The organism is Streptomyces sp. CA-135486 (assembly GCF_050936555.1).
Lineage (GTDB): Bacteria > Actinomycetota > Actinomycetes > Streptomycetales > Streptomycetaceae > Streptomyces.
In genome coordinates, this window is record NZ_JBNJMM010000001.1 from 737,452 (window position 1) to 749,239 (window position 11,788).

At 69.8% G+C, this 11,788-nt stretch carries 11 protein-coding genes; 8 read left to right on the forward strand and 3 right to left on the reverse strand.

The features are described 5' to 3' along the window. Positions 1–21: 21 nt before the first annotated feature. Complete coding sequence (locus tag ACQEVG_RS03395; protein ID WP_432976743.1) at positions 22–915, reverse strand: RNA polymerase sigma factor SigF; 894 nt, start codon at positions 913–915, stop codon at positions 22–24. A gap of 327 nt (positions 916–1,242) precedes the next feature. Here ACQEVG_RS03395 and ACQEVG_RS03400 point away from each other — a divergent pair, with 327 nt between their 5' ends. From ACQEVG_RS03400 to ACQEVG_RS03425, 6 genes are all read left to right on the forward strand, one after another. Next, the gene (locus ACQEVG_RS03400; protein WP_432976746.1) at positions 1,243–1,611 is read left to right on the forward strand and encodes an STAS domain-containing protein; all 369 of its coding nucleotides are present in this window, start codon (positions 1,243–1,245) and stop codon (positions 1,609–1,611) included. A gap of 157 nt (positions 1,612–1,768) precedes the next feature. Then, positions 1,769–2,257 (forward strand): ATP-binding protein, encoded by a 489-nt coding sequence (locus tag ACQEVG_RS03405; protein WP_432976749.1) that lies wholly within the window; start codon positions 1,769–1,771, stop codon positions 2,255–2,257. A gap of 184 nt (positions 2,258–2,441) precedes the next feature. Next, positions 2,442–3,107, forward strand: a complete 666-nt coding sequence (locus ACQEVG_RS03410) for a peptidase (protein WP_432976752.1) — start codon at positions 2,442–2,444, stop codon at positions 3,105–3,107. Positions 3,108–3,116: 9 nt separating this feature from the next. Beyond that, positions 3,117–4,022, forward strand: a complete 906-nt coding sequence (locus ACQEVG_RS03415; RefSeq protein WP_432976755.1) for a COG1470 family protein — start codon at positions 3,117–3,119, stop codon at positions 4,020–4,022. Positions 4,023–4,192: 170 nt separating this feature from the next. After that, positions 4,193–5,326 carry a hypothetical protein gene (locus tag ACQEVG_RS03420; protein WP_432976758.1) on the forward strand — a complete coding sequence of 378 codons (1,134 nt, stop codon included), beginning with the start codon at positions 4,193–4,195 and terminating at the stop codon, positions 5,324–5,326. A gap of 14 nt (positions 5,327–5,340) precedes the next feature. Beyond that, a complete protein-coding gene (locus ACQEVG_RS03425; protein ID WP_432985019.1) occupies positions 5,341–6,690 on the forward strand; it encodes a hypothetical protein in 1,350 nt (449 codons plus the stop codon). 71 nt (positions 6,691–6,761) lie between these two features. Here the strand turns inward: ACQEVG_RS03425 and ACQEVG_RS03430 are convergent, their stop codons facing one another. Then, positions 6,762–8,273 carry a peptide MFS transporter gene (locus ACQEVG_RS03430; RefSeq protein ID WP_432976761.1) on the reverse strand — a complete coding sequence of 504 codons (1,512 nt, stop codon included), beginning with the start codon at positions 8,271–8,273 and terminating at the stop codon, positions 6,762–6,764. A 460-nt stretch (positions 8,274–8,733) separates the two neighbouring features. Between ACQEVG_RS03430 and ACQEVG_RS03435 the strand changes: the two genes are divergently transcribed. After that, positions 8,734–9,411 (forward strand): response regulator transcription factor, encoded by a 678-nt coding sequence (locus tag ACQEVG_RS03435; RefSeq protein ID WP_432976764.1) that lies wholly within the window; start codon positions 8,734–8,736, stop codon positions 9,409–9,411. 425 nt (positions 9,412–9,836) lie between these two features. Continuing rightward, positions 9,837–11,102: an ATP-binding protein gene (locus ACQEVG_RS03440; RefSeq protein WP_432985022.1), complete on the forward strand. Its 1,266-nt coding sequence runs from the start codon at positions 9,837–9,839 to the stop codon at positions 11,100–11,102. Positions 11,103–11,118: 16 nt separating this feature from the next. Here the strand turns inward: ACQEVG_RS03440 and ACQEVG_RS03445 are convergent, their stop codons facing one another. After that, the gene (locus ACQEVG_RS03445; RefSeq protein WP_432976767.1) at positions 11,119–11,628 is read right to left on the reverse strand and encodes a GtrA family protein; all 510 of its coding nucleotides are present in this window, start codon (positions 11,626–11,628) and stop codon (positions 11,119–11,121) included. Positions 11,629–11,788: the final 160 nt, after the last annotated feature.

The following is an 11,788-nucleotide window of genomic DNA, read 5'->3' on the forward strand; positions in this document are numbered from 1 at the left end:
CGCGTCCCCGGCAGATCCTGCTCACTCCTCGAGCGTCAGGGCCTTCCTGAGGCTGATCAGGGTGCGGGACAGCAGCCGGGACACATGCATCTGCGAGATCCCGAGCTCCTCGCCGATCTCCGCCTGGGTCATGTTGGCGACGAAACGCAGGGAGAGAATTTTACGGTCCCGTGGCGGAAGGCTTGCAATCAGCGGCTTCAGCGACTCGACGTACTCGATGCCCTCGAGACCGTGGTCCTCGTAGCCGATGCGGTCCGCGAGCGCGGCCTCCGAGTCGTCCTCCTCGGGCTGCGCGTCCAGCGAGCTCGCGGTGTACGCGTTGCTCGCCGCCATGCCCTCGACGACCTGGTCCCTGCTGATGCCGAGCTTCTGCGCCAGCTCGCCCATGGTGGGTGCGCGGTCGAGCTGCTGGGAGAGTTCGTCGCCCGCCTTGGCGAGGTCGATCCGCAGCTCCTGGAGCCGGCGCGGTACCCGCACCGACCAGGAGGTGTCGCGGAAGAAGCGCTTGATCTCGCCGATGATGGTCGGCATCGCGAAGGTCGGGAACTCCACGCCTCTGCTGAGCTCGAAGCGGTCGATCGCCTTGATCAGGCCGATGGTGCCGACCTGGATGATGTCCTCCATCGGCTCGCTGCGGGTGCGGAAGCGGGAGGCGGCGAACTTGACCAGTGCCAGGTTGAGTTCGACGAGTGTGTTGCGTACGTAGGCGTACTCGTGGGTACCTTCCTCGAGCGACTCCAGCCGTCCGAAGAGGGTTTTCGACAGGGCGCGGGCGTCCAGCGCAGCCACCTCGTCGAAGGGGGGAATCTCAGGCAGCCCTTCCAGGCCTTCCGGGCCCTCGTAAGGGACGGTGGCGGGGGTGGGCAGTGTCGACGGCGCGGTGGGGGTACGCGATTCGTCGAGCCGCGGTGACATGGTGTCCTCCATCGTTCTCGGCATATGGCTGCCGATGCCAATACATGCGCTGCGGTGAGCGGCGCCTCCAAAGCCGGTCGTGGTTGGTTGTGTCTTATCTAGGCCTACCCGCTTCCCACTGGCCGTTGCAAGTGCCATATGTTCGATATGTCCGTTTTGGCCGGGAGTTCGGCTAGCAGGTCTGCGCGTGGAGGGCGTAATGTTCGACGGACGTCGGCGCTGTCGATCGACGGTGCCGGGCGCACCGGGCGACCCGGCGGACGATGTGACGACAATCGGCAAGTACGCAGTGATGACGCAGCAAACGACACGGCGAAGAGGGACGGCATGGACCGCGGCACGGTCGGCAGCGCGAATCGGGGCCGGCTTCAGGTCGAGGTCCGGACCGAGGGCCTCAGTGAGATCGTGAAACCGGCGGGTGAGTTGGATCACCACACCGCCGAATTGCTCAGCGCGCCGCTCGAGCATGCGCTCGAACGGGGGTGTGCACGCCTGGTCATCGACTGCTCACAGCTCGAGTTCTGCGACTCCACCGGCCTCAATGTGCTGCTCAGCGCGAGGCTGAAGGCGGAGGCCGCCGGGGGAGGGGTCCATTTGGCAGGGATGCTGCCCGTAGTGGCGAGAGTCTTCGAGATCACCGGGGCGGAGGCGGTCTTCACCGTGCACGATTCCCTCGAAGCGGCTCTCTCCGGCTGACAGGCCCCCTCTGTTGTTGTTCGCGCCACGCGCAACGGCGGCGTAGTGGGTGTTGTCACGATTCGGCAGGGCAGGAGAACCCCGCAGAGCGATGACAGCCCGGAACTCTCAGTATCGACGTAATGGCGAATTGGTGAATCGGTGAGGTGAAGCGCTGATGAGCACCACCCGGCAGCAGCCGCCGGGCGACCGCGGCTCCGAGCCGCCCGGCGCCACCGCCTCCTCCGGGGTTTCCGGCGGGGCGGTGCGCAGCCTTGCCCTGGGCAGTGCCAGCGGCATCGTTCCGCTCGCCCGAGACTTCACCCGCCAGGCGCTGTACGACTGGGGGTGGCTGCCCGCCGCCACGGCCGACCGCCGGGCGGCGGCCGAGGATGTGCTGCTCGTCGTCTCGGAACTGGTCACCAACGCCTGTCTGCACGCGGAGGGTCCGGAGGAGCTGAAAGTCGGCTGCGACGGCAAGGTGCTGCGCCTGGAGGTCTCGGACCGGGGCGCCGGGCAGCCCGCGCCGCGCACCCCGCATCGAGCGGGACGGCCCGGCGGACACGGCATGTTCATCGTCCAACGGCTCTGTATGGACTGGGGAGTTGTACGGGTGCCCGGGGCTCCCGGCAAGACAGTGTGGGCGGAGCTCGCCGCCCCCTCGTAGCACCTCGCGCCCCGCTCGCAGGGTGTGGAAAAGGTTTTGAAGCTCTTGTGGAGCACGCCAATACGGCGTGCTCTTTGTCTTCCCTCCCCAAGGTCCCCGGCGTACCTTGAGCGCCCGATCTGATGTGTCGTCAGTTTGTCTCATCAGTGACTTGTGGCGACTTCCGGCATGAGGGGAACTCGAGGTGTCGTACCAGAAGCGGACAGCTCTCGCGCTGGCGGCCGCGGTGGCGGGCTCGGTGGTGCTGATGGCCGCCCCTGCTGCCCATGCCGGCGTCGTAGACGTCGACTACCAGTGTCAGACGCCGATCGGGCCCAAGGGCGCGGTTTCGCCGATCGACATCAAGGCCGTCAAGAGCGGCAGCGGCTACCAGCTGACCATGTCGTTCCAGAAGGGCGTCTCGTCCAGCCCGGTCGAGCTCGGCAAGGGCGCGATGAAGCCGAGCGCGCTGATCAAGCTGGGCGGGGCCGGCGAGGGCACGGTCACGGTGTCCGGGCCGCCGAACGCGGCGGCGATCCCCGCCAACACCCCTATCAAGATAAGTGACTTGGCGGGTACGTACACCCCCAAGAGGAACGGCAAGGTCACCTTCACCGCCGGGGTGCTGACGATCAAGGCGCTCGGTACGACGACCACCTGCACGCCCAAGAACAATCCGAAGCCGTCACTGGAACTGGCTGTCACGGGGGCGACGGGCTCCCGGACCACGCCGTCCGGCGGCGGCGAACTGCCCAGGACCGGCCCGCTCGACTCGGCGACGGCGCTCGGCACGCTCGGCGGCACGGTGCTGCTGGCCGGGGCCGCCGGGGTGCTCTGGCTGACCCGGCGCGGTCAGCGGACCGCGAGCTGACCCGTGCGGATGCGCCCGCTCCGCACACTCGTCGTCGCCGCGCTGATGTCCGCTCTGTGCATGCCCGCGGCGCGGGCGGCCTCGGCGGCCTGGACGGTCGAGCCCGGCGGCGGCAGGGCGTACGTCTATCTGGAGGGCGTGCCCGGCACGGTGCTCGAGGACACGGTGTCCGTGACGAACCCGGGCGCGAAGCCGCTCACCGTACGGCTGCGCCCGGCGGACGCGTACAACAAGCCGTCGGGCGCCCTCGCGGTCCGCGGCGACCGGACGTCCACAGGCGCCGGCACCTGGATCACCCTCGCCTCCGAAACCCTGACGGTCCCGCCGCGCACCCGCGCCGAGATCCCCTTCTCGGTCACGGTGCCGTCCGGGGCGCTTCCGGGCGACCACCCGGGCGCGATCATGGCGGCGTCGGACGGCCGCGAGTCGGGCGTACGGATCCATCTGCGGGTCAGCGGCCCGACGCTGGCGGCGTTCACGGTCGAGGACGTACGGATCCTTACCGGGGCGATCCACTACACCCTGGTAAACCGCGGCAACACGGTCCTGAGCCCGCGGGTCGCGTTCCGCGCGGACGGCCTGTTCGGGCAGGTGCTGCGCCGGGCGCCGCGGACGCTGCCGGTGGAACTGCTCCCGGGTCGGCGCGTCGGCCTCGCCGAGAAGTGGCCCGATCCTCCCGCTCTGGACTCGGTGACGGTCCACATCGAGGCGACGGCCTCGGGCGACGCGAGGGCCGAGGCGTCGGCGTCGGCTGCCTTCGTCCCCTGGGGGACGGTGGCGGCAGCGGTCGCGGGAGTGCTGGCGGCGGGTGGCGCGGCGCTGTGGTTCGTACGCCGAAGGCGGCATCCCCCGGATCCCGGTCCGCACTCTGAACAGCCCGGCGGGGAACGGCACTTGGCGAGGGCAGGAGCATGACGATGCACGAAGCCGGAGTGTCCGGAGCCGACCGGCACGGTCGGCGTCGCGAAGCTGACGCCGGGGGGATTGCCGGGCGTCGCGAAGCTGACGCCTCAGAGGTCGAGGGGCGCCGGCCCCCGCGTGCCCACCACCGCCCGGGGGTCCGGGGGCTTGCCCCCGGTCACGGGGTGGGGGTACTCCCCCTGGCTGCGCCGGGGGCACCCCCACCCAGGCGAAGCTCTGGGGGAGGGCGGGGTGGGGGAGACGTCAACGCCCGCCGCCCCAACGCCCTCGCTCTCCTCCTCGCCCTGCTCCCCCTCCTCCTTCTCCTCCCCGCATCCCCCGCCGCCGCGGCCGAGCCGAAACCCCAGGTCAAGCTCTCCCAGGCGCAGGCCGGCAAGGGTGGCGACATCACGGTCAGCGGCACCGGGTGGCGGCCGGGCGCCCTCCTCATGATGCTCATCTGCGGGCACGCCGTGCCCGAGCGAGGCGTGATCGGCGGCACCAACTCCTGCGCCAACTCCGACGGCCGCGCCGTCACCGCCGACACCTTGGGCGCCTTCAGCAAGAAGCTGCCGGTCGTCGAGCCGCCCAAGCCCTGCCCCTGCGTGGTGCACGTCGCGACCGTCACCGGTGAACAGGCGCTCGTGGACGCCCCGTTCACCGTCGCCGGGCATCCCACCGCTCCCCTCCCGGAGCCCACCGGCGGCAAACTCGCCGTGCTCGCCGCCACCCGGCTCGAAGGGGACTCCGGCATCCTCGTCTTCTTCGGCGCCCCGCCGTCCCGCCGCCTCGAAATCACCGTCGGCAACCTCGGCGCCGCGCCCGTCAAGGATCCCGTCTTCCAGATCGGCACCGCACACGGCGTCTTCGCCCCGCAGTGGGAGGAGCAGCAGTGGCGCGGCACCCTTGCGCCCGGCCAGAAGGCGCTGGTCAAGCTGCCCGTCCAGCTCTCGGCCGGGGCGCACGGGGACTATCAGGTCTCCGTGAAGTACGGCACCAAGGTGCTGGCCGAGCAGCCGTGGGGCGTCGGCCGCCCCTGGGGCATCACGATCTTCTGGATACTGCTCGCGGTCGTCGTGCCCGCCGCGGTGTTCCGTATCGGCATGGCGATCGTGGACCGCGTCCGCCCCGGCGTCCGCCCCCACGGCAACGGACGCCACCGTACGGTCCGGCTGCCCGCATTCCGCCGCTCCGGCCCACTTCCGGCCCGTACCGAACCGTCCGCGCCGAAGAGCACCGCGACCACCACGGCTCTGCCGTGGTTCACGCCTGACTCCGCACCGTCAGAGAACCGATCCACGACGAAGGGACATTCGTGAGCACGCAACGGAGGATGAGCGCGGCCGGAGTCGCGCTGATGCTCGGCGGTGCGGGGATCCTGCTGGCCGCCGGCCCCGCCCAGGCAGCCGAGGTCTCGTACAGGACGGAGTGCATTCCACCGCCGATCTCGGGTCTGCCGCCCGTGCAGGGCACCACCAAGGTGCAGATCACCGCGCCCGCCGAGGCCAAGGTCGGCGACGAGGTCGAAGTGGTGTGGAAGTTCGTCGAGGCGGCTTCCAAGAACCCCGACATCATCGATCTGGAGAAGGACACGGTGAAGCCGACCGGCACGCTCAAGGCGGCCGGCGCGCAGACCTCGGACGTCGCCATGGAGGGGCCGCGGACGAACCCGCCGATCCCGAAGAACAGCCCGATGAAGCTGTCCGACATGAAGGGCAGGATCAAGCTGACCACGGCGGGCGAGGTCACGCTCACGCCCGGCGCGTACAACATCAACGTCTCCAAGCCGATGTCCACCGACACGAAGTGCACGCCGAAGGAGACGGTCAAGGCCGCGGCGACGATCAAGGTGTCGGACGGCGGCGGCACATCGGGCGGTACGACGGGCTCCGGCGGCACGACCACGTCCGGCGGCACCACTGCCTCCGGCGGTACGACCACTTCGGGCGGGACCACATCCGGCGGGACTACTTCGGGCGGGACTACTTCGGGCGGGACCACCTCGGGCGGGGGCGACGGCGGCCAGAGCGACTTCCCCGGCAAGGAGGTCGCAGTCACCTTCGCGTGCAAGTCGCCGGGACCGGCGAGCATCAACTCCAAGGTCACGATCAACGCCAAGAAGAACGGCGGCAGTTACGACCTCGTCGTCAAGACGGCCAAGGGCGTGATGAACAGCCCGGCGGCACTCCCCGCGGGCGCGCTCAAGCCCTCCATGGCCGTCCTTCTCGGCGGCGCGGACAAGGGCACCGTCCCCGTCACGGGCCCCGCCAACAAGGATCCGCTGGAGCAGGGCAAGCCGGTGGACCTGCCCGACATGGCCGGTACCTACAGGCCGGGCGCCGGCGGCAAGTCCACGCTCAGCCCGGGTACGCTGACGATCGACGTCACCCTGGGCGGCCAGAAGATCAGCATCCCGTGCACGGTCAAGGGCACGGCGGCCGTCTCCCTGGAGCTCGACACCTCCGCCCAGCCGGGCGGCGCGTCGGGCGGCTCCAGCTCCGGCGGCGCGTCCTCCGGCAGCTCCTCCGGCGGCTCCGCGGGCACCAGCGGCGGCCTCGCCCAGACCGGAGCCGAGGACAACGGCGCCCTGCGCGCCCTCGCCCTGATCGCGGGCACCGTGATCCTGCTGGGCGGTGCGGTGTTCACGTTCACCCCGTGGCGTCGGCTGCGCGGCACGCGCTAGCGGTCCCGGTACGGCGAAGGGCCGTCGCACCGGATCCGGTGCGCCGGCCCTTCGTATGCGCAGGAGCTACGTCAGTGGACGTCGCCCATCAGCGTCTCGACCCTCTTGCGGTACATGTAGATCGCGAAGCCGGCCACGGCGGCGAGCAACGCCTGCATGGCGATGATCGCGGTTCCGTTCAGGTCGACACCCGCGAGCGAGAGCAGACCCGTGATGCAGTCACCGGAGGTGACGGAGAGGAACCAGACACCCATCATCTGGCTGGCGTACTTCTTGGGCGCCATCTTCGTGGTGACCGAGAGACCGACCGGGGAGAGGCACAGCTCGGCGATCGTCTGGATCATGTAGATCGAGACCAGCCACATCGGGCTGACCTTCGTGCCGTCACCGGCCATGCCCATCGGCACGACGAAGACGAAGAACGAACCGCCGACGAGTACCAGAGCCATCGCGAACTTCACGATGGTGCTGGGCTCCTGGTTCCTGCGGGCCAGCCACAGCCACATCCAGGCGAAGACCGGGGCGAGCGCCATGACGAACAGCGGGTTCAGCGACTGGAACCAGGTGGCCGGGAAGCCGAAGCCGAGCAGGCTGTCGCCGGTCTTGCTGTCCGCGAACAGGGACAGCGTGGAGCCGCCCTGGTCGTAGATCATCCAGAAGACGGCCGCGGCCACGAAGAACCAGATGTAGCCGCTCATCTTCGACTGCTCGGCCCTGTCCAGGCTCTTGTCGAGCTTGATGCGAACGAGCACGGCGATCGGGATGATCAGACCGGCCAGGGTGAGCGGCACCAGCGCCCAGTTCAGGGTGTACATGCCCGCAGTGACCACGGCGCCGTAGAAGCCGGCGATCACGACGGCGCCGATGGCGGCCTTGACCAGGATGCCGTTGCGCTCCTCGACGGAGAGCGGGTTCGGGACGACGCTGCTCTTCTCGCTCAGGTGCCGGGTGCCGATCAGGAACTGGGCCAGACCCAGGGCCATGCCGACCGCGGCAAGCGCGAAGCCGAGGTGCCAGTTGTGTTTCTCACCGACGGTGCCGATCACCAACGGCGCGGCGAACGCACCGAGGTTGATGCCCATGTAGAAGACCGTGAAGCCACCGTCACGACGCGGGTCGTCGGGACCGTCGTAGAGGTGACCCACCATGGTGGAGATGTTGGCCTTCAGCAGACCGGAGCCGACCGCGACGAGGATCAGGCCGACGAAGAACATCGCCTGGCCGGGGACGGCGAGCGAGAGGTGGCCCGCCATGATCACGAAGCCGGCGATGGTGACGGTCTTGCGGGCGCCCCAGACGCGGTCACCGAACCAGCCGCCGGGCATGGCCATGAGGTAGACCATCGAGACGTAGACGGCGTAGATCGCCGACGCTGTGGCCGCGGTCATGGCGAGGCCGCCGCCCTGGGAGCCGGTTGCCGCGTCGGCACCGCCGGAGACCAGGTAGAGCACGAGAAGGGCGCGCATGCCGTAGTAGCTGAAGCGCTCCCACATCTCGGTCATGAAGAGTGTGGCCAGGCCGCGGGGGTGGCCGAGGAAGGTCTTCTCGGTGGCAACCGAGTCCTTCGTCAGGCTGGACGCCATGTCGATCCTTGCTAGCTCGGGACGCGGTGCTTCGTGAGCGGGTACGCGCCCTGCGGGGGGAGGCCGGCACCGGCAAGGGACGTGCCCCACCCCACGCCTGAGGGGTCGCTCCGCGGTCGCAGAGGGGGACAGTCCGCACCGGGATCCACGCCCCTCGCGCTATGTCGCGCTCGGGGCCCGGCCCACAGGTCATTCACTGTCGTCGAGGCTGGCGAGCCAACCTCGCACAGAAAAGAGACCCTTGGCTCGTGTGCAGGCCAAAGGTCCCGTGTCGTGCTACAGGCGTCTCGCCACCATACGACACGACACTGCGGCATATGGAAGGACTTGAGAGATGGATCACAGGTTTTCTTGGAACCAGCTGCCCTGAATCGAAGGTCGTACTCATGATCGCATCCCAAAGCCACAGGGCTTGACGATCAAGCACCAGTGCGTACGTGTTGCGGACTACCATCACCCCATGACCCGTGTACTGCTCGCCGAGGACGACGCGTCCATCTCGGAGCCGCTGGCCCGCGCCCTGCGCCGGGAGGGTTACGAGGTGGAGGTGCGGCAGGACGGCCCGACCGCACTCGACGCGGGACTGGCCGGAGGCGTGGATCTCGTCGTACTCGACCTGGGGCTGCCTGGCATGGACGGCCTGGAGGTGGCGAGACGGCTGCGCGCCGAAGGCCACACCGTGCCGATCCTGGTGCTGACCGCGCGCGCGGACGAGGTGGACACCGTGGTCGGTCTCGACGCCGGCGCGGACGACTATGTGACCAAGCCGTTCCGACTCGCCGAACTGCTCGCCCGGGTCCGGGCGCTGCTCCGCCGCGGCGCGACGGAACCGGCGGCGGCGCCGGCCACGCACGGCGTGCGGATCGATGTCGAATCGCACCGCGCGTGGATGGGCGACGAGGAACTGCAGCTCACGGCGAAGGAGTTCGACCTGCTGCGGGTCCTGGTCCGGGACGCGGGCCGGGTGGTCACGCGGGACCAGCTGATGCGCGAGGTGTGGGACACGACGTGGTGGTCGTCCACGAAGACGCTGGACATGCACATCTCATGGCTGCGTAAGAAGCTGGGTGACGACGCGGCGAACCCGCGGTACATCGCGACGGTGCGCGGGGTCGGCTTCCGCTTCGAAAAAAGCTGATCCCAGTCACCCGGGTCCGCGGTTGCCGTGGGCCGGGGGGCGTTGGTGGAAGTCACCCAGGTTCGTGGTTGCCGTGGGCCGGGGGGCGTTGGCGGTTGCTGCCCGGTGGTGGGTTTCGCGGGCGAACGCGCCTGCGGGGTGGCACCTCCGGGTGGGGAGGGGCCGTGCAGGGTCGTCCCCGCAGGGGATCGGCGGCGGGACCCGGTGATCAATGCGCACCGCCGTAGGCCGCCGACCCCGAGGAGTCGAGCCCGGAGGGGGCCCGGAGCCCGCACCCTGCGGACGCCCGCACCGCGGACCCCGCAGCCGGACCCCCGCGGAGGTCGCACAATGGAGCACGCACCCCTCGGATGCCCGCACCGTGGACCGCCCGGCCGCGCAACGGCACCCCGCACCAGAAGCGCACCACCCAGGAGGCGGCCACCTTGCGTCGACGACTGATCAGTTCAACCCTCGCCGTCGTGCTCGTCGTCATCGCCGTCTTCGGCGTCTCCCTCGTCCTCGTCGAGACCCGCACCATCTCCAATTCCGCCCAGGAAAGCGTCGACTCCGAAGCCCTCCGGCTCGTCAGCATCGTCGACAGCCGGCTCATCGGCCGTGAGCCCGTCAACCCCGACATCCTCGCCGAGCAGAGCGGGGCCAAGCGGTACGCCCTCGTCGAGATCCCCGGCCGCGACCCCATCGAGATCGGCAAGCGCCCCACCGGCAGCGTCATCCGCGGTGTCGCGTACGGCGAGCGCAAGGAGAGCGTCACCGTCGAGGAGTCCCGCTCGTCCGTCACCCGTGAGCTCGGCCGGACCCTGATGATCATCGGTGCCGTCGCCCTGCTCGCGGTCGTCGCCGCCGTCCTGCTCGCCGTGCGCCAGGCGAACCGCCTCGGCTCCCCGCTCACCGACCTCGCCGAGACCGCCGAACGCCTCGGCTCCGGCGACCCGCGCCCCCGCCACAAGCGGTACGGCGTGCCGGAGCTCGACCGGGTCGCGGATGTCCTCGACGCCAGCGCCGAGCGCATCGCACGGATGCTCACCGCCGAGCGCAGGCTCGCCGCGGACGCCTCGCATCAGCTCCGTACTCCACTGACCGCGCTCTCCATGCGGCTGGAGGAGATCACGGTCACCGACGACCTGGACACGGTGAAGGAGGAGGCGAGCATCGCGCTCGCCCAGGTGGAGCGGCTCACCGACGTCGTGCAGCGGCTGCTCACCAACTCCCGCGACCCCCGCACCGGTTCCGCCGTCGTCTTCGACCTGGACGAGGTCGTCAAGCAGCAGCTGGAGGAGTGGCGCCCGGCCTACCGCAGCGCGGGCCGCGCCATCGTCTGTTCAGGACGGCAGGGCATGCAAGCCGTCGGCACCCCGGGCGCGGTCGCCCAGGTGCTTGCCGCGCTGATCGAGAACTCCCTGATGCACGGCGGCGGCACCGTCGCCCTGCGCACCCGCGTCACCGGCAATCAGGCCGTGGTCGAGGTGACCGACGAGGGCCCGGGCGTACCGGCCGACCTCGGCGCGCGGATCTTCGAGCGGACCATCAGCGGCCGCAACTCCACCGGCATCGGACTGGCCGTGGCCCGCGATCTCGCCGAGGCGGACGGCGGCCGCCTCGAACTGCTCCAACAGCATCCGCCGGTCTTCGCGCTGTTCCTGAGCCGGGTCGCGCGCGGCCGCAAGAACAACCCGCCGACGGTCAGATGAGGCGGCTCAGCGGTGCTCAGCGGCTGACCCGGTCCGGCTCCGCACGCTGCGGGCCCAGGAACGATTCCGCGGTGTGCACCGCCTCCCGCACCGGCAGGGCCCGGAACACCCAGCTCCGGTAGGACCAGAAGCGGAACAGCGTCGCGATGCCGATGCCGAGGAACTTGAAGACATTGCTCTGCAGCGGGCTGTCCCAGCCGAAGCCGTATGTCGCCGCGTACAGAATCCCGTTCTCGATCACCAGGCCGACCACGCTGAACAGCAGAAAGAGCGTGAGTTCCTTGGTCCGGCCGCTCTTGTCGCGGTCGCGGTAGGTGAAATAGCGGAAGCCCACATAGTTGAAGGCGATCGCGATGACGGTGGCCAGGATGGACGCCCGGACCACGGGGACCTCGGTGGTGTGCCGTACGAGGTTGAACACCGCCAGATTGACGAGCAGGCCCATGCCCCCCACCGCTCCGAATTTGGCGATCTCGCGCATGAGCTGGTCGAGCTGTCCGCGCAGCGCTCCGCCTCGGTGACTCATAGTGAGAGTTCAGCCCCATCGTTTCGGCAGCGTCAACCCGCTCATGCTAACCAGTGAGCCTCGTTGCTGCCCGGCGACATCGACAATGGTGTGGCGCGGCCGTGACCAGGGCGACGGCGGCCGGGTGCCGCGGGCGACAGGGGGTGCCGGGACGGCGGAT